16 protein-coding genes are annotated in these 22,911 nt (G+C 58.9%); 12 read left to right on the top strand and 4 right to left on the bottom strand.

The window, feature by feature from the left end:
* Positions 1-135: 135 nt before the first annotated feature.
* Genes LH86_RS16405 through LH86_RS16395 form a run of 3 tightly spaced genes read right to left on the bottom strand, consistent with a single transcriptional unit; the run spans position 136 to position 6,625 of the window.
* A complete protein-coding gene (locus tag LH86_RS16405) occupies positions 136-2,277 on the bottom strand; it encodes a virulence factor SrfC family protein (RefSeq protein ID WP_039303507.1) in 2,142 nt (713 codons plus the stop codon).
* Positions 2,274-5,246, bottom strand: coding sequence for a virulence factor SrfB (locus tag LH86_RS16400; protein WP_039303504.1), 2,973 nt, complete (start codon positions 5,244-5,246; stop codon positions 2,274-2,276). Before LH86_RS16400 ends, LH86_RS16405 begins: the two co-directional genes overlap by 4 nt.
* 2 nt (positions 5,247-5,248) lie before the next feature.
* Positions 5,249-6,625, bottom strand: a complete 1,377-nt coding sequence (locus LH86_RS16395; protein WP_039303501.1) for an SrfA family protein — start codon at positions 6,623-6,625, stop codon at positions 5,249-5,251.
* Positions 6,626-6,904: 279 nt separating this feature from the next.
* Between LH86_RS16395 and LH86_RS16390 the strand changes: the two genes are divergently transcribed.
* The 4 genes from LH86_RS16390 (at position 6,905) to LH86_RS16375 (ending at position 10,223) form a co-directional block, all read left to right on the top strand.
* Positions 6,905-7,456, top strand: a complete 552-nt coding sequence (locus LH86_RS16390) for a flavodoxin family protein (protein ID WP_039303498.1) — start codon at positions 6,905-6,907, stop codon at positions 7,454-7,456.
* A gap of 147 nt (positions 7,457-7,603) precedes the next feature.
* Entirely contained in the window at positions 7,604-8,062 is a 459-nt protein-coding gene (locus LH86_RS16385) for a MarR family winged helix-turn-helix transcriptional regulator (protein WP_039303495.1), read from the top strand.
* A gap of 48 nt (positions 8,063-8,110) precedes the next feature.
* Positions 8,111-9,172 (top strand): HlyD family secretion protein, encoded by a 1,062-nt coding sequence (locus tag LH86_RS16380; RefSeq protein ID WP_039303492.1) that lies wholly within the window; start codon positions 8,111-8,113, stop codon positions 9,170-9,172.
* Positions 9,162-10,223 carry a DUF2955 domain-containing protein gene (locus tag LH86_RS16375; RefSeq protein ID WP_052045603.1) on the top strand — a complete coding sequence of 354 codons (1,062 nt, stop codon included), beginning with the start codon at positions 9,162-9,164 and terminating at the stop codon, positions 10,221-10,223. Before LH86_RS16380 ends, LH86_RS16375 begins: the two co-directional genes overlap by 11 nt.
* A gap of 2 nt (positions 10,224-10,225) precedes the next feature.
* Here LH86_RS16375 and LH86_RS16370 read toward each other — a convergent pair whose 3' ends face one another.
* Complete coding sequence (locus LH86_RS16370; protein ID WP_039303490.1) at positions 10,226-10,744, bottom strand: Lrp/AsnC family transcriptional regulator; 519 nt, start codon at positions 10,742-10,744, stop codon at positions 10,226-10,228.
* A gap of 90 nt (positions 10,745-10,834) precedes the next feature.
* On the opposite strand from LH86_RS16370, the gene LH86_RS16365 reads away from it, so the two are divergent.
* The 8 genes from LH86_RS16365 to urtA all read left to right on the top strand — a co-directional run bounded on the left by LH86_RS16365 (position 10,835) and on the right by urtA (position 22,910).
* Positions 10,835-12,034 (top strand): MFS transporter, encoded by a 1,200-nt coding sequence (locus LH86_RS16365; protein WP_039303487.1) that lies wholly within the window; start codon positions 10,835-10,837, stop codon positions 12,032-12,034.
* A 148-nt stretch (positions 12,035-12,182) separates the two neighbouring features.
* Positions 12,183-13,781: an ABC transporter substrate-binding protein gene (locus LH86_RS16360; RefSeq protein ID WP_039303484.1), complete on the top strand. Its 1,599-nt coding sequence runs from the start codon at positions 12,183-12,185 to the stop codon at positions 13,779-13,781.
* Positions 13,782-13,958: 177 nt separating this feature from the next.
* Complete coding sequence (locus LH86_RS16355; protein ID WP_039303482.1) at positions 13,959-14,192, top strand: DUF2526 family protein; 234 nt, start codon at positions 13,959-13,961, stop codon at positions 14,190-14,192.
* 12 nt (positions 14,193-14,204) lie between these two features.
* Positions 14,205-15,077 (top strand): NAD(P)-dependent oxidoreductase, encoded by an 873-nt coding sequence (locus LH86_RS16350; RefSeq protein WP_039303479.1) that lies wholly within the window; start codon positions 14,205-14,207, stop codon positions 15,075-15,077.
* 208 nt (positions 15,078-15,285) lie between these two features.
* Positions 15,286-17,082, top strand: a complete 1,797-nt coding sequence (atzF, locus tag LH86_RS16345; protein WP_039303475.1) for an allophanate hydrolase — start codon at positions 15,286-15,288, stop codon at positions 17,080-17,082.
* A gap of 11 nt (positions 17,083-17,093) precedes the next feature.
* Positions 17,094-20,714 carry an urea carboxylase gene (gene uca, locus LH86_RS16340; RefSeq protein ID WP_039303472.1) on the top strand — a complete coding sequence of 1,207 codons (3,621 nt, stop codon included), beginning with the start codon at positions 17,094-17,096 and terminating at the stop codon, positions 20,712-20,714.
* A 211-nt stretch (positions 20,715-20,925) separates the two neighbouring features.
* Positions 20,926-21,606 (top strand): GntR family transcriptional regulator, encoded by a 681-nt coding sequence (locus tag LH86_RS16335; RefSeq protein ID WP_081943025.1) that lies wholly within the window; start codon positions 20,926-20,928, stop codon positions 21,604-21,606.
* 32 nt (positions 21,607-21,638) lie between these two features.
* Entirely contained in the window at positions 21,639-22,910 is a 1,272-nt protein-coding gene (gene urtA, locus LH86_RS16330; RefSeq protein ID WP_039303466.1) for an urea ABC transporter substrate-binding protein, read from the top strand.
* Position 22,911 lies beyond the last annotated feature (1 nt).

The raw sequence follows: 22,911 nt of genomic DNA, 5'->3' as shown, positions 1-22,911 counted from the left end.
CGGCAGTTACTTTTGTTCCTTTAGTAACAACAGTTTTACCCGTTCAGCGAACCGAAAGCGGTGCCGGGGCGCAGATACTGGGCGGTTAATAACATACCGATCGCCCTCTCCCTTTGGAAGAGGGCCCCAAAAAACTCAACCCAGCAGCTTCACCAGCGTCTGCCGCTGCTTCTCGTTAATATCCAGCGGGTTTTGATAGCCGATATTCTCCGTTGCCCGGGTATACAGTGCGACCAGCCAGTCGTACACGTAGCTGGCGTTACCGCGAGTTGGCTGCTCGCCCAGCTTTGTCAGACGGCGGCTGATATCCGCCTGGGCGGGTGGTGCAAACACGGCCTGGCCTTTATTGACACGGCTTGCAGGGCGATCGGAAACCGGCACGCTGGCGTAGCCCAGCCAGGCAATAAAATCACCCAGTACCGTGCTGGCGCGGGAAATATCCAGCTCAAGCCCGGAATCGCCGTTTTGCATGCTGCGCTCCAGCCTCATCGGCACATCCAGCCGGTAGCTGGCGACGATCAGCCCATCGCACAGCGCCTGAAGCTGAACGCTGTCGAGGCCAAACTGGTGCGCGGCTTCCCGACGCTGGCCCAGCAGGCGCAGGTGGTTAACCCAAAGCTGGTGCACGGCGCGGGCGTAGCTGATGCCTTCGGTCTGAGGGGCAATATGGTCGGCCGCGTCGGCAAACAAGTCTATCTCCAGCGCAAAGCCTTCGGGTTTAGGCTGATGCTGCTGTTGGTGCTGCAGCCAGATCTGCTGCAGAGCATCCCGGGATGGCACCAGGCTTGCCAGTAAATCACCGTGCTGTGTCGCTCTGGCCTGCAGAGCACGCACCAGATCCTCCGCCTGCTGGCGAGCCTGTTGTGGGGTGGCCTGCTGCGCGTCAATAAAGCGCTGGAACAGTTCGACGATTTGCGTTTCCAGGTCACCGCGCAGGGCGGCGAGCCGCTGTTCCCGGCGGGTGCCATTCAGCGCATCAGTCAACCATTCCAGCAGGCGATGCATGTTTCTGCTGTCGAGCGCCTGCAGCGTGCCCCAGCGCTTGCCCGGGTTGCCGATCAGGCGCTGAACGCCGTCATCCAGGCTGGCACCCAGCGTAAAACGGGCGTCAAACGGCGTGATGGCCCAGACCAGACCCGGCAGCGCGCTGTGCCCCGGGCTTTGTGTGCTGTCGACCCACCATGCCAGCGCTTTCCCCGTCGCCTGAACTTCACTGCGCTCGCTGACGGCGTTACACACCAGCAGCGTGTCCGGCTGAAGCCGGGTGGTGTACCAGCTGAGCTGATTCGCCGGGATATCCAGTAAATCCACGTTGCTCAGCGCGGTCGGCTGGCTGAGGGTGAAAATAACTTCGGCGCACAGCTGCGCGAGGTCATTCTGCGGCAGGCTGAGGTGTGAACCCGGCTGATTTCCCACCAGCGGGCAAACCATCACATCCGCTTGTTCTGGTGCGTCTTCCGGGCCGAAAGGAATGAGAAAACCTTCGGCAGGCAGCAGGAAACTGTCCACCACGAGGCTTGCCGGGACCAGAACCTGTTCCACGCAGCCCAGGTGCTGCAAGGCCTGCGCCAGCCGCAGCCAGGTTTCCGTCAGGGCGCTATCTTCGCCCCACAGCAGGGCGAACAGCGAGGCGCGATCTTCTGTCGAAAGGCAAGGCGCAAGCTCTGCCATGCGGTAAACCAGGCGCTCATCCAGGTGATGCTGGCGGCGCTGGAGGCGGTGGTAGCCGTACAGCAGATCGGCCGTTTGCTCACGGGTTAAACCTGGCGCAGCCACAGACAGACGGCGGGATTCCAGTTCGGTCAGCCGCAGGGCAACCGCACTCGACGTTGCCAGGCGGGGCGCGTCAGAGGCGTGATAGCGGTTGATAAACTGCTGCGCCAGTTCGGCCTCGCTAAACAGCGTCAGCAGCAGCGGGTAATTATCCACTTCCGGCGGGTGCTGCGCGCTAAAACGCACCGCCATCGCCGCTGGAGTATGGCCAGGGTTGATGTGCGTCAGGTAGTCCAGCCGTTTATCGCCGAGCTGAATATCAATGCGGCCATTCGGGCTGCCCTGCAGGGTATTCAGCAGATGATTTTTGCCGTCCAGGGCGTGACCATAAATGCCCAGCGTCAGCGGGGCATCCTCCAGCGCGCTGATGCGACGGTGGCGCTCGCTGAGCTGTTGGAGGCGGGCCAAAAGGCTGTCCGCTTCGTTATCGAGCAGCGGAGAGAAAGTGCGGGTCATCTGAACCCAGTTCACCAGATGGCTGAGCGTGGTAGTTAACTGCTTCATTTTTGGTATACGCTCCCGCTGTCTATCCAGTAATGCGTCGCCCCGCTGTAGCTGCCTGCGAGAGTATTCAGTTTAAAACTCAGTTGTTCGAGGGGGACTTTGCTGCCGTCCGACAGCCAGGCTTCGGCAAGGCTGAATGATTCTGCCTCACGGGTCTGCTTCAGGCGCACGTTCAGCACGCCGTCTCCGGCAATAGATTTCGCCAGCTGGGGCGAGTTAATCGCCAGCGTGTAGAGCGGCGTGGCTGGCCAGCGGGCGTTATCCAGCTGACGAAAGCCCAGGCAGGCGTTGCCGCGCAGCGGGAAGTGGACTCGGGTGTCCAGGCTCGCCTGCGGGCTGTCGAGATCGATATCCCGGTACCAGACGTTGTCTTCCAGCAGGCGGTCGTTGCCGTCCAGCATGCCTAGATAGCGCACGGTGGAATAAGCCTGAATATCGGCGGCTTTAAAGTTAAAGCTCGGCAGGCGCAGATCCATCGCCAGGCTGCACAGCATCGCGCCCACCGCGGCGGTAGATTTCGGGTTACCGATGCGCCCCTGCTGGCTGAACGGATACCACTCGTGGGTCTGGTAGTTATCGAGCCAGACAATGCGGTTAACCGGCACCGGCTGCAGGTGGCGCAGCAGCGCCTGCACGCCAGGCAGGCAGCCAGGGCGACCGGTGACTAACAGCACGTCACAGCAATAATGGTTGATCACTTCGCACAGCGCCTGCAGCGGGGCGGTGAGGGTGAACTGGCCCGCCAGCAGCGCATCCTGCAGCGCGGCAATTTCCGCCTGCAGCGGTACGCTCATGATGTCAAACTGCGGCGCGTCGGCTGGCAGCTCGTGCTGCACCGCCTGCTGAATGTAATTGATCACGTTGCGGGTTGGCTGCTGGGTCAATAGCTCGCCGAAGGTCGCCTCCAGCACCGAATCCGGCTCTTCCGGATCGCTCTCTTCCCAGAAAGAAAGCACCGCATGGCCAAGCGGAATAAACAGCTGGAGCGCCGTTTGCTGGCGCAGGGTGGCTCGGGTGTCCATGCGGCCAGATTCCCCGAACAGCGTGGTCATCAGGCCTGGCGCATCGGCTACGCCCGCTTTATGGATATGCGCCTGCAAGGCAGGCAGGACGCAGCGCTGAATCACGTCCAGCAAAATATCGTCCCCGGCGACCTTAAAGCCTTCACGGAACAGTAGCCGCGGCGCGATTTTCACGTTGCTGCCCACGCCGTCGTCCAGTTGATACTGGGTGATCGCCATATCAGTTGTGCCGCCACCGATGTCAATCGACGCCACGCGCAGGGTTTTGCCGACGGGTTCGTCCGGCGTCAGGGCGCGGTCGGGGCGGGCGAGGCTTTCAAAGAAACGCCCGGTTTGCCCGGCGTAGTTAACCAGCGCCTCGTTATATAGCCAGACCAGCTGGCCGCAGGTGGCTTCGTCCCACTCCATCTGCACTTCCGGCACCGGCACGATACTTTTCTTTTTGTCGCGCTCGAGGGTGAAGCCTTCGTCGGTCGGGTGCCAGTCCATCGCTTTCCACACCAGGCCGACGGCCTCCTGCATACGCTGGCGGAACAGCTCGCGCTCCGGTTTTGGCATAGCGGAAGGTAAAGTCAGGATCAGGTTGCGCAACTGGCGAGGTGAGGTCGGGTGCCCCATGCTCTGGCGGGAGCCAATGCTGTTGATCTGCATCAGCGCCTGGGAGAGCAGCTCGCACAGCATCAGGGTCATCAGCGAGCTGCGGCTGTACTGCGGTGAAAACACCGGCAGGCGTTCGTCCATCGGCAGGGCGTACAGCGGCTGACCGTCGTCGTTCATCAGGTTCATCAGCGGGAACGCGGTCGCCAGCGGCTCGCGCTGGGTTTTCACGCCCATCTGGCTGAAGCGCCAGTCCTGGCTGGCTGGCGTGACGTCCCACAGGTAGCGGCGCGGGCTGGAGATCCCGCTGGCGCCTTCGGTGCCCAAACGGGCGCAGGCCATGCGGCGAGCCTCGTCGCCCACGCGGGCAATGGACGGCCAGACAAAGGCGTCATCGCGCCCGCTTTCAACGGAAAAGTGCTGCTTGCCGAACTTCGCCTCGCTGAACTCCAGGCGGCTGGTAAACATCGCGTCGTTGATTAGTTGCGGCTCACTCAGGGAGCGGATCTGCAGCTCGGCGGTCTGGCGCAGGCCATCGTTCTCCTCGCCGTGGTCTTCAATCAACACGCCGCAGGTGTGGGTGTTGCCCACATCCAGCACCAGATCTACGTCAATCGGCGGGGATTGCAGCGTGGCGGTGACGATCTTCACTTCCGGGACGGCGAGCTGGTTGCCGATAAGCTCCAGAATGTTCAGATAGTGAGCCTGATATTCAAAGGCTTTCATTGCGGCGGCGAGCTCACGCTCGGTGCGTTCTTCCACGCGGGTGGCAAACTGGGTGAAGGTTTCGCGCAGCCAGCCGTCTACCCAGGTCTGGTCGAGAAAATCTTTGATCTCGTGGTTGTGCCAGGCCAGCGCAAAACGGGCGCCGTTGCGGACGTCGTTTTCCGTCGGCGCCAGATGTGCGGCAGGATGATCGTCCGTGTAAATTTTACTGTCCAGCGCGATGCTGATACGCACCGTATTCCCTGCGGAATCCGGCGTCTCCAGAACGCGCACCTGCACGCGGGCCCAGTTATCCGGGCCGCCCACAAAGGTACGCGGCGGGTTAAAGCGCAGGAACGGCAGCGGCAGCCAGGTTTTGTCCATCACCCGCAGGGAGTGGCCAAGCGTAATGGTGCTTTCGGGTTTCACCACTTCTGGCGCGGTGCCGTTTTCGCCCGGCAGGGTAAATTTCCCGGGCACAACATCGTAATCAAGGCGTAACAGCGGGCCGTTGGCCGTCTGGCGCACAAAGCGCCCGGCGTGGGCGGCGTTAGTCTGCGGCGCAAGGCCAAAGTCCAGAAACTGAATGCCGCTGTCTTTGATGAGCGTGACGCTCGGCTTGTAGTGAAAAAGGGTCGCCAGCATGATCAGTTACTCACTTTTCGGAAGGTGATCGGTATGACTTTGTCGCCTTCATAGCGACCGGTGCAAACGGCGGCGCCGTTGCTGCCGGTTTTACAGGTCACTTCCGGCATCGGGTAGCGGCTGCCGTCGCTGCAGCGAGCGCTGCCGCGGGTTTTAATCATCAGCGCGCCGTTCTGATGCAGGCCAGAAAACATCTCTGCTTTACAGACAATGTTATCGCCGTGCACCAGGCGCACCGTGCCTTTGTTGTTCGCTATCTGGTAGCGCAGGCTTGGGGCTTTACCGGTGATTGGGTCACTGAAATCGATCTGTGCTCGCCAGGTGCCGTTGAGGAATTTAGTGGAGCCAATTTTCACGGCTTCTGCCGGGAGAATTAACGCATTTTTCGGTACGTCTACGGCCACGGTAATCGGCTCAGGATTTTCTTCCGGCGCGGCAACCGGCGCTGGCTCAGGCTTAGGTGGCACCACAACTTCGGCAGGCGTCAGCGGCAGGGTAGTTTTGGCTACGTCTACGGCCTGAATGGGCGCTGGCGCAATAGGTTTAGGCGGGACTTCGGCCTGGGCGGTTGCGACCGGTGCGGTCTGGCTCCCGCTAAGCAGCAGATAACCCACTGGAGCTGCAACGGCGACGGCAATCACCGCGGCGACCGGCAGCAGCCAGCGGCGGCGAGGTTTCGCGACTACGGCGACGGCTTCCGGGCTCGGGGCCGGTTTTTCTTCTTCGGATACGGTTTTTTTCACTGCGGCAAGGCTATAAACCGGAGAATCATCATCCACCTGAACCGCCATTGGGGCTTCAAGCAGCGGCTTTTCTGGCTCGCTAATTTCTACCGGCAGCGGCTCTGGCTCCGGGATTGCTTCTTCCGGGATAAACGCAATTTCAGGCTCGCGCGATTTCACCGCCCGCAGGCACTCCAGCACATCGTCCCGTGCGCCCTGGTTAAGATTCACGAACCCCCAGAAGGTAATCACCGGCTTGCCGTTCACCAGGTAGACGTGCTGACTGCCGGGGAACTGCAGGGCTTTTTCCAGTAGTGCGCCAAAGAGGCGAATCGAGGTTTTTTCCGCCTGCTGGCAGCGGGCGCTGAGCGAGGCCACGTTGGATAAGCAATTATCCAGATAGCGAAGGGCGGTGCGGCGCTCTTCATCGCTGGCGGCAGCCCAACTGGTGACGCTGCCTTCCTGAGGCGCATACCAGTCAACGCGGTCGCCTTCGTCGTTGGGCTGGGGAATGGCCAGCGCGTCGGCGACGGCCTGCTGTTTACGAAGGCGTAATGTTTCGCGTATCTGAAACGCGGAATCAAACACTGCCTGACCGTTTTCGCCCAGCGCGAGAAAGTCATCCAGGCATCCGCTGCGCAATAATGTTTTTGCCACGTCATCAATCCTGCTGTTAACGGCTCACCCGAGAGCCATCTTCACGCCTTACAGTTTAACGAAGCGGCCCTAAGTCAAACGGCAGAAGAGACGGCAAAATGGGTAAATTATCTGGCTATTAGACAAAATGGGGCGGTAATATGCGGGCGATACTTACCCGGAAGTAAGTCACTTACTGGCGGGTAACTTCTTGACCAGGAAGAAAAAGACAGACACGATGAACCCCGATTTTGCGGCCTTCTGGCCGGGGCTTTCCTTCTAACCATGTCGAGAAAAATTATGGCTAAAATCGCTGTTATTTACTTTTCCGGATACGGTCACACCAAACGTGTGGCAGAGCATGTTGCACAAGGGGCAAACGCCGACCTGATCGCCGTAGACAGCAACGGTGATATTCAGGAAGCGGACTGGCAAAAACTGAATGACGCCAAAGGCATTATCTTTGGGGCGCCGACCTACATGGGCAACGTGCCGTGGCAGTTCAAGAAGTTTGCCGATGCCTCCTCCAAAGTGTGGTTCACCCGTGGCTGGCAGGACAAAGTATTCGGTGGCTTCACCAACAGCGCCAGCCTGAACGGCGACAAGCAGGTTAGCCTGCAGTGGATGCAAACCCTGGCTTCTCAGCACGGCGGCATTTGGGTGAGCCTCGGCCAGTTACCGTCTAATACTCTGGCGGCGACCCGCGAAGACGCGAACAACCTGGGTGGCTCAGTCGGGCTGCTGGTGCAGTCTCCGGCTGACGCAGGCGCTGAGCAAATTGCCCAGGGCGACCTGGACACCGCGGTGAAATACGGTGCTCGCGTAGCGGATATTGCTGCCCGCCTGAGCTAACGTTTCTCCTCTTTTGTAAAGCGCCTGCGGGCGCTTTTGTCTTTGCCTCTTCCTCAGTAATTACCCCTGGTTATTGTCAGTTGTATTCACCAGATAAATACTTATCATGATAATTATCCTTGTGACTATTAATATGGGAACTACCCAATGCATGACGATAAGTACGACATTGTCGATTTTCCCGACCGCCCGCTGGGGATGCGCCTGGCGATGCTGGTGCGCCTGTGGCGCGGCATCGTGGATGATGCCGTGGCGTTTACCGGGCTGACGCAAAGCAGCTGGACGACGCTGATGCAGCTCAGTGTAGCGGGGGAGAAAATCACCGTCACGGATCTGGCCCGGGCGCAGGGTATCGACCTGCCGCCTCTGACGCGCACGCTGGCCCAGCTGGAAAAAGAGGGCTACGTCACCCGCACGCCGGATGAAAAAGACAGGCGGGTGAAATTTATTTCGCTGACGACTGCGGGCCAGAAAGCGATTAAGGCGGTAAGTGAAACGGTGGAGCACTGCCAGGCCCAGGTCGCACAAGGCATTCCGGCGGAGCAAATAGAGCAATTCAGCCAGACGGTAAACCTGCTGGCCGCCAACATGATCAAAATTCGGTAGTTCTTTCACGCCGGGCTTCCCGGCGTATTTCTCATTTAGCGAGTAGTTATGACCCCTGAACAACGATTTACCCGCTGGGTAAAAGTCACGCTGGCGCTGTTTGCCGCGATGTTTTGCTATTTTCTGGCCGCCGACATCTGGGTACCACAAACCCCGGACTCTACCGTGATGCGCGTGGTGACCCCGGTTTCATCCCGCGTTTCGGGCTACGTGACGCATATCTACGTCAGCAATAACAGCGTGGTGAAAAAAGGGGATGTGCTGTTCGAGATAGACAATAAGCCTTACCAGAATCAGCTCGAGCGTGCGGAAATTGCCTATCAGCAGGCGATGCTCGACAACCAACAAATTGACGCCCAAATCAGCGCCGCGCGGGCAAAAATTAAAGCTGCCCAACTGGATGCCGACAACGCCGGGCGCAGCTATCACCGCTTTAACGGGCTGAGCAGCGGCAACCTGATTTCTAAACAGGATCTGGATGCGGCTTTTACACGCTGGCAAAGCTCGGTGCAAAACGTCAACAACCTCCAGGCTGCGCTGGCGCAGTTGGTGATTTCGCGGGGTGAACGCGGGGATCAAAACGTCACGCTGCAAAAATACCGCAACCTGCTGAACGACGCGCAACTCAATCTGGATTACACCCGCGTGGTTGCCAGTAGCGACGGCGTTATCAGTAACTTGCAGCTAAAAGAGGGCTGGTATGCCGGGGCCGGTACTCCCGCGCTGGCGCTGGTCAACGACAAGCTCGATATCGTGGCCGACTTCCGGGAAAAAAGCCTGAGCAAAACTCGGCCAGAGACAACGGCCGATATCGTATTCGACGGGCTGCCGGGGCAGGTTTTCAAAGCCCGCGTCACCAGCAAAGATGCGGGCGTGTTGCAGGGGCAGCAGGCCATCAACGGGCAGCTTTCCGCCCCGGAGACCTCAAACCGCTGGGTGAGGGACGCGCAGCGCATGCGCATTCATTTGCTGCTTGAAGACGGGAAAACGCCAGATCTGCCAGCGGGGGCACGGGCCACGGTGCAGCTCTACAATTCGCCTTCCGCTTTCGCTTCGTTTATCGGCGGGATGCAAATCAGGCTGGTGAGCTACCTGCATTATGTTTATTAAATTTATTCTTGGCCCGCTGAAGCGCAACGCGCCGACGCCGTTCAGCGGCAATGATTTCCGCCATATGCTGCGAATCGTGATGGCGGGCTGTGTGGGGATGTTTGTCTACAGCTGGGTTAACACACAGTACGGGGTGTTCTACGTGGTTTACCCCATCATGCTCACCGGGCTGGTGCCCATTTTTAACGGCCATATTGCCCGGCAGATGATCGCCAACGCGCTGCTGAACTGCGTGGAAATGACGCTGCTGTTTGCGGTGCTGGCGAATTACCCGCTGCCGATGACGCTGATTGTGTTCCTGATGTACATGACGCGCTTCTACCTGATGAGCCGGGGGCCGCTCTTTCTGTTTGGCTCCATGGGCGTGGTCTGTTTAAGCGTGATGGCCAACTTCCTGAGCTACCCGACCACCGACATGAGCGACCTGATGTTTTCTAACATCATTGGCAGCCTTTTGGCCGTGGGACTGTCGGCGCTGAGTTGCTATTTGCTGCCGGACGTCGAGCCGCGCAAGCCGCCGCCTGCGATTCAAAAGGACGGGCCACGGGTGATGCATGAAACGCTTCTTGCCTCGTTAACGGCGACTATCTTATTCACCGTGTTTCAGGTCTACACGCTGAATGACTCTCTGGCCGCGCTGATGGCGGGCATTTTTGCCCTGTTTCCCATGCATTTTCGCGGGGCGATCCTTTCGTCCTGGTGGCGCATCGTCGGGGTGATTGCCGGATGCCTGTACGCGATTCTGGTGCAACTGGTGATCTACGATTTTAGCCGCCATCTGATCCTGCTGATGCCGCTGATTAGCCTCGGCCTGCTGCTGGCGGCGCGAATCCACGTGTTTGAGAAGGTCGGGCCAGGCGTGGGCTTTTCTATTCTGACCACGCTGGCGCTGATGTTCGGGCAATACATGCACCCTAATCAGGATATCGTTTTTAGCGCGCTGTACCGTATTTCATCGGTGTCGGTGGCGATTGTCGGCACCCTGGCCGTGACTTTTATTATCCATAAGATACTGAATAACTTTGCCTCCACGCGCTATATCGTGAAATGACGTTAGTCCTGCTCCGGCCAGTCGCGGGTAATGCCCGGCTGGACAGGGCGCTCAAGATAGGTGGACAACACAATATATGTCCTTGTCGCCACCACGCCGTTGATCTCATACAGATGTGCCAGCAGAGCCTCAAGCGCCCTTGAATCCTCGGTGCGGACCTTCAGCAGCATGGACGTGTCCCCGGCCACGGAATGGATCTCTTCCACTTCCGGATAGGCGGAAATTCGCAGCAGATCCGGCGTTTTTCCCCAACCTTTGGTATCAATGTGCACGAAGGCCAGCAGGGATTTGCTAATAGCTTTCGGGTCGAGCAAGGCCGCCGTCTGCTGGATCACCCCGGAACGCTTCAGGCGCTTGACCCTTTCGTGGACTGCCGGGGCCGAAAGCGCAACCTTTTCGCCGAGTACGGCGTAGCTGATGGTCGCATCCTCCACCAGCGCGCCTAATATTCTTCGGTCAGCGGCATCAAGATTTCGCTCTGCCGCACCGTTCTGCTTAATACTGTCTGTTTCTTTTTTCATATTGCCTCTGAGTAATGACGCTGAATTTCATTCGGATAAAATTGGTTTTTATCGAATGTAAGTCAAGTTTAATCATTGCCAGGAAGAAAAATGAAAAACAGCCAGTGTCTGGAACTGCATCCAGAGCCGTCTCTGTCTCCCGCCAAAGCCGTGTATGTGCTGACCGGCTGCGTCGGCGTTATCGGCGCTAACTCAATGGTGCTGGGGCCTATTGCGCCGGCAGTGGCGTCGTCTATCGGGGCTGGGGTGCCGACGGTGATGATGGCCGCGGCGGCTTTTGGCCTGGGGACGGCGGCGAGCGCACTTTTCCTGGCTCGTTTAATCGATTTAGTCGGTTCGGCGCGGATGCTCAAATTCACCATGCTACTGCTGGGCGCAGCGCTGCTGCTTTGCGCGGCTTCGCCTTCCGTGACGGTATTTATTGCCGCTCAACTGATAGCCGGGATGGCTTCCGGTATTGCGCTACCCGCGATTTATGCCAGCGCCGCCGCCATCGCGGAGCCAGGGCGTGAAAGCCGGACCATCGGCAAGGTGCTGACCGGCTGGACGCTGAGCATGATCGCTGGCGTGTCGTTTTCCGTGGTGCTGACCGAGTTGTTCAGCTGGCGCGCGGTGTATGTGTCCGTGAGCTGTCTGGCGGCCCTGGCGCTGATCGCGCTCGTCAGATTGAACATGCAGGATCGCCCGGCGGCGGGCATTGCGCCTTCACCGCTATCTGCCCTGGGGCTGCCGGGCATCAAGTCATTGCTGGTGGTTTGTGGTGCGTTTATGACAGCGTTTTACGGGATTTATGCCTATCTAGGCGATCACCTGCATCAGGATCTCGGCCTGCCGGTGACGGCCAACGGCGGGGTGGCGATTGCCTATGGGGCGGGGTTCGGCTGTGCCGCCTTGCTCAGTGGGATGGTGGATCGGTTTGGCCCTAAACGCCTGATGCCGCTTGTGCTTTTGGTGGCCGCCTTTGTTTATCTGGGCCTGGCGATGCTTGGCGGTTCGCTGATCGGGGTTATTGGCCTTCTGTTTGTGCTGGGCCTGGTGAACCACCTGGGCGTGAACTTACTGATCCAGCGCCTGACGGCCATCGACCCGGCTAAGCGCGGCACGCTGATGGGATTGAACAGCGCCGTCACCTATCTGGCAGTGTTTGCCGGCAGCAGCAGCTACGGGCCGCTTTATACCGAGCACGGGTTTACTACGATTTCGCTGGTCTCTCTGGCGCTGATGGTCGTGGCGGTGCTGACCTGCCTGTGGCGTGATTTTGCCGGGCAGGGCGTGAAGGTGGCGGGCTGAGCCACTCCGCTGAACGCCCACGTTAACCGCCACAATTGTATAGAAAGGAAGGGTTTGCCATTTGCTTGTCGCTAAGGGCTGTGCTGTTATTACAGTGAGAAATAATAAGTAGCTCAACCATTTGGCAAGCAAATAAAAGGCAAACACTATGTCTAAAGGGAAAACACTGCTCGGCCTGCTGCTGAGCGCGCTCCTCCCGGCAGGAAGCGCGATGGCGGCAGCGAACAGCACGCTGGTTTACTGCTCCGAAGCCTCTCCTGAATCCTTTAACCCGCAAATTGCCAGCTCCGGCCCAAGCTTTGTCGCCAGCTCGCAAACCCTGTACAACCGCCTGATTGATTTCAGCCTGACCGACAACACGCCGGTGCCGTCGCTGGCGACGGAATGGAAAATCAGTCCCGACGGTAAAACCTATACCTTCACCCTGCGCAAGGGCGTGAAGTTCAACAGCAACAAGTTCTTTAAGCCCACGCGTGACTTCAACGCCGACGATGTTGTGTTCTCGGTTATGCGCCAGAAAGACGCCAACAACCCGTACCACAAGGTGTCGCAGGCGAACTACGAATACTTCAACGACGTCGGCCTCGACAAGCTCATCGTGGACGTTAAAAAGCTGGATGACTATCACGTCCAGTTCACGTTGAGCGAGCCGAATGCGGCGTTTCTCGCCGACTGGGGCATGGACTTTGCCTCTATTTTGTCTGCGGAGTACGCGGATGCGATGCTGAAGGCCGGTACGCCGGAACGCGTGGACAACAACCCGATCGGCACCGGGCCTTACGCGCTGCAGGACTACAAAGTGGATTCGGTGATTCGCTACGTCGCCAACCCGAATTACTGGAAAGGCGAAGTCCCGACCAAACACCTGATTTTCTCCATCACTCCGAACGTACAAACCCGGCTGGCGAAGCTGCAGAAAAATGAGTGTCAGATTATCCCTGCACCGAGTCCAGTCCAGTTCGACGCCATTAAAGCGGACAAAGATCTGGCGCTGCACAGCATCGATGGCCTGAACGTCGGTTATCTGGCGTTCAACACCAGCAAGAAGCCGTTCGATAACGCGCTGGTGCGCCAGGCGCTGAACTATGCGGTGGACAAAAAAGCCATCGTAAACGCCATCTTTATGGGCTCCGGCTCAGTAGCAAAATCACCTATCCCGCCCACCATGCTGGGCTACGACAAGGATCTGAAAGACTACGGCTACGACCCAGAAAAAGCCAAAGCCTTGCTGAAGCAGGCCGGGCTGGAGAAGGGCTTTGATACCGATCTGTGGTCCATGCCGGTGCAGCGGCCGTACAACCCGAACTCACGGCGCATCGCGGAGATGATCCAGAGCGACTGGGCGAAAGTGGGCGTGAACGCCAAAATCGTCACCTTCGAGTGGGGTGAATACCTGTCCGGGATGCGGAAAGGGGAACACTCCTCGGCGCTGTTTGGCTGGATGTCCGACAACGGCGACCCGGATAACTTTGCCGATACCCTGCTGGGCTGCGGCAGCGTCGCCAGCGGTTCGAACGTCGCCCGCTGGTGTGACAAAAACTACGATTCACTGGTTCAGAAAGCGAAGTTGACCAGCGACCCGGCCGCCCGCGCGAAGCTCTACGTGCAGGCGCAGGAAATTTACTATCAGCAGGCGCCGTGGATCGCGCTGGCGAACGGTAAAACCTTCTACGCGACCCGCAGCAACGTGAACGGTTATACCGTCAGCCTGGCCGGGAGTGATTTCTCCAAAGCTAAGCTGGATTAAGTGATATCAACCCTCACCCCGGCCCTCTCCCTGGAAGGGAGAGGGGGAATAAAAGCGGGAATATAGATGCCTAAATTCTTTATTCCCTCTCCCTGGAAAACGGGTTTCTCTTTTTATCCCCTCTCCCCTTTGGGGAGAGGGTTAGGGTGAGGGGCAACACATAATAAGGAACACGCCATGACCCATCTTGCTGACGTTATCAGCCGCGTAGACGACGCCATTGCCAAAGACATCATCATCCCAATGAACGAACTGCTGATTGAACTCAGCGACGACGCAGCGCTGACGCGGGAAGACCGCTATGCCCAGCAGCAGCGGCTGCGTATCGCCATTGCCCACAAAGGCAATCACCATACAGAAGAAGCCGAAGAGCGCCGCGAGCAGTTGACCCGCGGCGGAACCATTCTCTAGCCAGGAGTTATTATGCGTATTGGATTTATCGGGCTGGGCGGTATGGGCCAGCCAATGGCCGAAAACCTGCTGAAAGCCGGGCATCAGGTTGCCGTCTGGAACCGTTCTCCCGCACCTGCGGAAGCCTTAAAAGCGAAAGGGGCGACAATATGCGCCACGCCAGCAGCGTTCACCGACAGCGAAGTGTTGATCACGATGCTGGCCGACGACGACACCAGCCGCCGTGTGGTGATTGAGCAGGGCGCGCTCGATGCACTGCCGCAGGGCGCAATCTGGATCAACATGGCCACGGTTTCCGTCGCTTTTACCAATGAGATGGCGGAAAAAGCCAGCGCAACCGGGCATCGCTATATTGCTGCGCCGGTACTGGGCCGCGTGGACGTTGCCGCTGCGGGCAATCTCAATATCCTTACCGCAGGGCAAGCTGAACTGCTGGACAGCGTGCAGCCGATCTTCGATGTGCTGGGACAAAAAACCTGGCGCTTTGGCGACAGGCCAGAGCAGGCGGCGGCGGTGAAGCTGGCGGCTAACTTTATGCTCGCCAGCGCCATCGAAGCGATGGGGGAATCCTCTGCGCTGGTTGGAGCCTACGATGTGGCCGCCGGGGATTTCCTCGGCATGCTGACCAGCACTCTGTTTGCCGCGCCAGCGTATAAAAACTATGGCGCGATGATCGCCGAATCTCGCTATAGCCCGGCCGGGTTTACCATGAAGCTGGGGCTGAAGGACGTACGCCTGGCTCAGCAGGCGGCGGAAAATAAAAATGTGCCAATGGGCTTTGCAGGCGTATTGCGGGATAACTACCTCGATGCGCTGGCCCACGGCGATGAACATCTCGACTGGGCCGCATTAGCCACCGTTTCCGCTCGTCGCAGCGGGAAATAATCCTCCCTGGCGGCGAAGGTATTATATTCACCGCCAGATATATCCCTTTAATTATTCACGCGCACTAAAATAACGCCCCGCCGCGGTGCTCTTAATATAACTAAAACTTATTTTTTAATAAAAAACACTTTTAAAACAGCATGAAATAATATTGGCACTGCAATTGCTTTAGCTATTCCATCTTGTATACCAGGTGGGATGCCAGCTTATGTCAGTCGCTTTATTGTCGCAGTGGGTAGCCGATTACCAGGCGCAGCCGGAAAGGTTGCCCGACGCTTATCAGCAATTAATGGCCAATATTTCACGCCAGGATAATGCGTGGATTTATATCGCCAGCGAACAGCAAATTAATGAGCAAATAAAGGCGTTATTGCAGGTCATTAATGATGGAGAAAAAACGCCTACGGCTTTCCCGCTATTTGGCGTGCCGTTTGCGGTCAAAGACAATATAGACGTAGCCGGGATGCCAACCAGCGCCGCCTGCCCGGTATTTACTTATCATCCCGCCAGCGATGCGACGGTCATCGGGCGGCTTCGAGCCGCCGGGGCCATTGTGGTGGGTAAAACTAACCTCGATCAGTTTGCGACCGGCCTCGTCGGCACTCGTTCACCGTATGGCGCGGTGGTGAACAGCTTCAACCCGGACTACGTCAGCGGCGGCTCGAGTTCAGGCTCCGCTTCCGTGGTGGCTCGCGGGTTGGTTTGCTTCTCACTGGGAACCGACACCGCTGGCTCCGGCCGCGTTCCCGCCGGGTTCAATAACATCGTCGGCTTAAAACCGACCAAAGGCTGGCTGTCTACGGCGGGCGTGGTCCCTGCCTGTCGCCTGAATGACTGCGTTTCTATCTTCGCCCATTCGGCGGCGGATGCGTCTTTGGTTGCCAACGTAGCAGGGGGATACGATCCGCTCGATCCTTATTCCCGCAGCAACCCTCATACAGCCCCGGCTCGCTTCAGCCCGCGCCTGCGCTTTGCCATTCCAGATCGCCTGACGTTCTTCGGCGACAAACTCAGCGAAGAGGCTTTCCAGCTGGCGCTGGATAAGTTAATGGCAATGGGTGCGGAGCTGGTGGCGGTAGATTTCACTGATTTCACCCGGCTGGCCGAGCAGCTGTATAACGGCGCGTGGGTGGCCGAGCGTACCGTCGCGGTGAAAGAGATCCTCGAAAAGCATCCTGATGCGATGGACCCCACGGTGCGTGGGATCGTCGCCAAAGGGCTGAGCTTCACGGCCTGCGATGCCTGGCAGGCGGAATACATCCGCGCTGAACTTGCCCGCCGTATTCAGCAGCAGCTCGCCGCGTTTGATGCCCTTGTGGTGCCGACATCGCCGACGATTCACACGCTGGCGGAAATGCATGATGAGCCGGTGGCCTATAACTCGCAGTTTGGCACCTACACCAACTTTACCAACCTGGCTGACCTCAGCGCGCTGGCGCTTCCGGCGGATTTCCGGGCCGATGGTCTGCCTGCTGGGATAACGCTGATTGCACCCGCCTGGCATGATGCTGCGCTCAGCCATTTTGGCGCGCAGTGGCAGGCGCAGCATGATCTGCCTGCCGGAGCAACGTCCCAGAAAGTGCCTGAACAAAAGACCATGACACCAGCCAGCAGCTTCGTGCGCGTCGCTGTTGTGGGCGCTCATTTGCGCGGAATGCCGCTTAACCACCAGCTAACTGGCCGCAACGCCGTCTTCGTCGAAGCAACCCACACGGCAGAAACCTATCGCCTTTATGCCCTGGCCAATACCCAGCCGCCTAAGCCAGGCCTGGTGCGTGCCGCCGAAGGGCAGCCTATCGCCGTTGAACTGTGGGATATCCCGCTTGCGCGCTTCGGTGAGTTTGTTGCCGAAATTCCCGCGCCGTTGGGGATCGGCACGCTGACTCTGCAGGACGGCCGCAGCGTGAAGGGCTTCATTTGTGAACCGTGTGCGACAGAAGGTGCCACGGATATTACCCCATGGGGCGGCTGGAAAGCCTGGCTTGCCCGTCAACCTGGCGCTTAAGGAGAGGGATTATGTTTAGCAAGGTTCTGATTGCCAACCGCGGTGAAATTGCCTGCCGCGCCATTCGCACGCTGAAGAAAATGAACATCACCAGCGTGGCCGTTTATTCCGACGCGGATGCCAGCGCTCAGCACGTGATTGATGCCGATGAAGCGATAGCGCTCGGCGGAGATAAGGCCAGCGACACGTATCTGAATATCGAGAAAATACTGGCGGCGGCAAAAGAGAGTGGCGCGGAGGCGATTTTCCCCGGTTACGGCTTTCTCTCTGAGCGGGCGGAATTTGCCGAGGCTTGTGAAGCGGCAGGCGTTGTTTTTATCGGACCCACCGCGCAGCAAATCAGTGATTTTGGCCTGAAGCACCGCGCCCGCGAGCTGGCTTCTGGCGTAGACGTACCGATGACGCCGGGCACCGGATTGCTGACATCCCTGGCAGAAGCGCAGCTGGCGGCGGCGGAAATCGGCTACCCGGTGATGCTCAAAACCACGGCGGGCGGGGGCGGGATCGGCCTGACCCGCTGTGACAGCGAACCGGCGCTGCTTGAGGCCTGGGAAAGCGTGAAGCGTATGGGCGCGCAGTTTTTCAGCGATGACGGCGTGTTTATCGAACGCTTTGTCGATAAAGCCCGGCACCTGGAGGTGCAGATCTTTGGCGATGGTAAAGGGAAGGTGGTTGCCTTAGGAGAGCGTGATTGCTCGCTGCAGCGCCGTAACCAAAAAGTTGTCGAAGAAACACCAGCCCCCAATTTGCCGCAGAGCACGCGCGCAGCGCTGCACCGTGCCGCCGTGGCGCTGGGTGAATCCGTTGATTACCGCAGTGCGGGAACCGTGGAATTTATCTACGACGCCGCGCGGGATGCGTTCTACTTCCTGGAGGTGAACACTCGCCTGCAGGTTGAACATCCGGTAACCGAATGTGTCACGGGGCTGGATCTGATCGAATGCATGGTGCAGGTGGCGGCAGGCGCGTCTCCGGACTGGCAAAAAATGGCCGAAGCGCCTCAGGGGGCGGCTATTGAAGTCCGCATTTATGCCGAAGATGCGCTGAAAAATTTCCAGCCGTCGCCGGGTGTATTAACCGACGTTTATTTCCCTGAAGGCGTGCGGGTTGACGGCTGGGTCAGCACCGGCAGCGAAGTCAGCGCGTTTTACGATCCGATGATCGCCAAGATCATCGTTCACGGCGATGACCGCCTGCAGGCGTTAAGTAAACTAAACGACGCGCTGGCAGCCACCCGGCTGCACGGGATCGCCACCAATCTGGATTATCTGCGCCAGATCGTCCGCCTGCCGGAGTTTAAGGCCGGGGTGATGTGGACGCGCCTGCTGGACAGCGTGAGTTATCAGGCGCAGGCCGTGGAAGTGCTGGAGCCGGGCACCTGGAGCAGCGTTCAGGACAGTCCTGGTCGCCTCGGATACTGGGATATCGGCGTGCCGCCGTCCGGGCCGATGGATGATTTTGCTTTCCGCCTGGCGAACCGCATCGTCGGCAACCATCCTTCCGCCGCCGGGCTGGAGTTTACCCTGCAGGGGCCGACGCTGCGTTTCCACAGCGAGGCTACCATCGCGCTGACCGGTGCGCCTTGCCCGGCCACGCTGGATGACCAGCCGGTGACCTTCTGGCAGCCCACGGTGGTCAAAGCCGGACAGATCCTGACGCTCGGCAGAGCCTCCAGCGGGTGCCGTACCTATCTGGCGGTGCGTAACGGCTTTGACGTGCCGGTGTATCTCGGCAGTCGCTCCACTTTTGCCCTCGGCCAGTTTGGCGGCCACGCCGGGCGCACGCTGCGGGTGGCCGATGTGCTGGCTATCTCCCAGCCTTGTCTCCCGGCCTGCACCACGCCAGCGCCAATTAGCCTGCCGCAGGCCCCGGAACCCGCGTTGATCCCGCAGTATGGCGAGCTGTGGGAGATCGGCGTGCTTTACGGGCCACACGGCGCGCCGGACTTCTTCACCCCGGAATCAATGGAGACCTTTTTCAACGCCGAGTGGCAGGTTCACTACAACTCTAACCGGCTCGGCGTGCGCCTTGTCGGGCCTAAGCCGGAGTGGACCAGAGCCGACGGCGGCGAGGCGGGGCTGCATCCTTCCAACGTGCACGACTGCGAATATGCCATCGGCGCGGTGAACTTTACCGGTGATTTCCCGGTGATCCTGACGCGCGACGGCCCAAGCCTCGGCGGATTTGTCTGCCCGGTGACCATTGCCAAAGCGGAGTTGTGGAAAGTCGGGCAGGTGAAGCCGGGCGATCGCATTCGTTTCCACGCCATCAGCTTTGAGCACGCGCAGTCGCTGGAAATTGCCCAGCAGGTGGCGGTGACCAATCTATGTGCCGGTGGAAGCCTGCCGGATCTGCATCCCTCCATTGCGCCAGGCGCGACAACCAGCGAGGCGATTCTGGCGGAAATTCCCGCTCAGGGTACGCTTCCGGCGGTGGTTTACCGTCAGGCTGGCGACAACTACGTACTGATTGAATACGGCGATAACGTGCTCGACCTGGCGCTGCGGCTGCGTATTTATCTGTTGATGCAGGCCATTCACCAGGCGGCGCAGGCGGGCATTGAGGAGCTTTCCCCCGGCGTGCGTTCGCTGCAGATCCGTTATGACAGCCAGCGTATATCCCAGAGCCAGCTGCTCACGCTGCTGCTGGGCATTGAAAAGCAGCTGGGCGATGTGACTCAGCTGAAAATTCCTTCCCGCATCGTGCATTTGCCACTGGCCTTTGAAGACAGCGCCACGCTGGCGGCGGTGGAACGTTATCAGCAAACGGTGCGGGAAGACGCGCCGTGGCTGCCGAACAACGTGGATTTTATTCAGCGTACCAATGGGCTGCAAAGCCGCGATGAAGTGAAACAGATCCTGTTCGACGCCAGCTATCTGGTGCTTGGCCTGGGGGATGTGTATCTAGGTGCACCTTGCGCCGTGCCGCTCGACCCGCGTCACCGGCTGTTGAGTTCGAAGTACAACCCGGCACGAACGTGGACGGCAGAAGGCACGGTAGGGATCGGCGGAATGTATATGTGCATCTACGGCATGGATTCGCCCGGGGGCTATCAGCTGGTGGGCCGCACGCTGCCCATCTGGAACAAATTCCTCAAAAACGAACAGTTTGGCGACGAGCCGTGGCTGCTCAAGTTCTTCGACCAGGTGCGTTTCTACCCGGTGAGCGAGGAAGAACTAACCGCGTTCCGCACGGCGTTCCGGGAAGGGCGCGCGCAGGTTGAGATCGAAGACGTTGAATTCGATTTTGCCGAATATAGTCGTTTTCTGGCGGACAACGCCGACGATATTGCCAATTTCCGCAGCCGCCAGCAGGAAGCTTTCCTGAGCGAAGTGGCGCACTGGAAAGAGCAGGAGAGCGTGGCGGTGGAGAGCGCGCTGATGGCGGCGGAATTGCCGGAGGAGGAGCAGACCGGACAGCTGGTGAGCGCCGACCTCAACGGCAATATCTGGAAGATCCTCGTGGAGCCGGGGCAAAGCGTGAAGCAGGGCGAGCCGTTGCTCGTCGTAGAGGCGATGAAAATGGAGTTGCTGGTTAGCGCGCCATGCGACGGCAAGGTGGTACGGATCCAGTGCCAGCAGGGCCGACCGGTGGGGCCTGGGGATGCTTTGCTGTGGCTGGAGGCGGTGTAGGGGGATTTAGCCCCTCACCCTAACCCTCTCCCCAGAGGGGAGAGGGAATAAAAACAGAGCCTCGCATCCCGAACGGGATGAGGAGATAAAAACAGGCAAACGCACTCACTTTTTTTCCCCTCGCCCTGAAGGGAGAGGATCTTCACTTTTCCTCCCTCTCCCTTCCAGGGAGAGGGCCGGGGTGAGGGTAAAAATGACACGGAAAACCACTATGCCAAAGCGACCAGAAGCCGTAGCCGAGCGCATCTACCAGCAGCTCAAACAGGAAATCTTCGACTTCCTGCTGCTGCCAGGGGACCGCTTTAGCGAAAATGAAATTGCGGAGCGCATGAACGCCAGCCGCACGCCGGTTCGCCAGGCGCTTTATGCCCTGCAGCAGGAAGGCTATGTCGACGTACAGCCCCGCAGCGGCTGGCAGATCCGCGCGGTCGATTTCGATCATCTCGAGGCGCTTTACGATCTGCGTATTGTACTGGAGCTGGAGGCGGTGAAACGGCTTTGCCAGCGGGCTGACTCCGTTTTCCCGCTGCCGCTGCAGGCGCTGAAACAGTTCTGGCTGGATGAACCACCGCTGGCTGAGGGAATGAACGTCGCCCCGCACGACGAGGCTTTTCACATGACGCTGGTCTCTGCGGCGGGTAACTCTGAAATGGCGAGGGTTCACCGGGAGATCACCGAAAAAATTCGCATTGTGCGCAGGCTGGACTTTACCCGCCAGCCGCGCGTCAGCGCAACCTATGCCGAACATGGGCAGATCCTGCTCGCCGTCCGGGACCGTAACCTTGAGGAGGCCCAAACCCGACTACACGACCACATCGCCGCAAGTCAGAAAGAGGTTCGTCAGATAACGCTTCATATGCTGCACCAGGCCCGGCAATTCAAGCTGAGCTAATCACTTATTGTTACTTCAGGGGAGTCAGACTTATGCAACGTCGTACCTTTGTTAAAGCTTTCGCGCTTTCCGCTTCGGTTGTCAGCTTCGGGTGGGCTTTCGCAGCCCATGCGGCGGACACCATCAAAGTCGGGATCATGCACTCGCTGTCGGGCACCATGGCTATCTCAGAAACGCCGCTGAAAGACGTGGCGTTAATGACCATCGACGACATTAATGCTAAGGGCGGCGTGCTGGGGAAAAAACTCGAGCCGGTGGTGGTTGATCCGGCGTCTAACTGGCCGCTGTTCGCTGAAAAAGCCCGCCAGTTGCTGAGCCAGGACAAAGTGGCCGTGGTCTTTGGCTGCTGGACGTCCGTGTCGCGTAAATCGGTGCTGCCGGTCTTTGAGGAGCTGAACGGCCTGCTGTTCTACCCGGTGCAGTACGAAGGGGAAGAGATGTCACCTAACGTGTTCTACACCGGGGCGGCACCTAACCAGCAGGCGATTCCGGCGGTGGAATACCTGATGAGCGAAGACGGCGGGGCGGCGAAACGCTTCTTCCTGCTGGGCACGGATTACGTTTATCCGCGAACCACCAACAAGATCCTGCGCGCCTTCCTGCACTCTAAGGGCGTCCAGGATAAAGACATCGAAGAAGTCTACACGCCGTTTGGACACAGCGACTACCAGACCATCGTAGCCAATATCAAAAAATTCTCCGCGGGCGGTAAGACGGCGGTGATCTCCACCATCAATGGCGACTCCAACGTGCCGTTCTACAAAGAGCTGGCGAACCAGGGCCTGAAGGCGACCGACGTGCCGGTGGTGGCCTTCTCCGTAGGTGAGGAAGAGCTGCGTGGCATCGACACCAAACCGCTGGTGGGTAACCTCGCGGCCTGGAACTACTTCGAGTCCGTCGATAACCCGACCAACAAACAGTTCGTCAGCGAGTGGAAGGCCTACGCCAAAACCCACAACCTGCCGAACGCCAATACCGTGGTCACCAACGATCCGATGGAAGCGACTTACGTCGGTATTCACATGTGGGCGCAGGCCGTAGAGAAAGCGGGCACGACGGACGTGGATAAAGTCCGCGCGGCGATGGCCGGGCAGACCTTTAACGCGCCTTCCGGCTTTACCCTGACCATGGACGCCACCAACCACCATCTGCACAAACCGGTGATGATCGGCGAGATCGAAAGCAACGGCCAGTTCAACGTGGTATGGCAGACGGATAAGCCGGTGCGCGCCCAGCCGTGGAGCCCGTTTATTCCGGGGAATGATAAGAAATCAGATCTGCCGGTGAAGACCGCCAGCAACTGAT

Origin of the sequence: Cedecea neteri, assembly GCF_000758325.1 — a bacterium.
GTDB classification, from domain to species: domain Bacteria; phylum Pseudomonadota; class Gammaproteobacteria; order Enterobacterales; family Enterobacteriaceae; genus Cedecea; species Cedecea neteri_B.
This window is presented reverse-complemented; position numbering and strand designations above follow the sequence as displayed.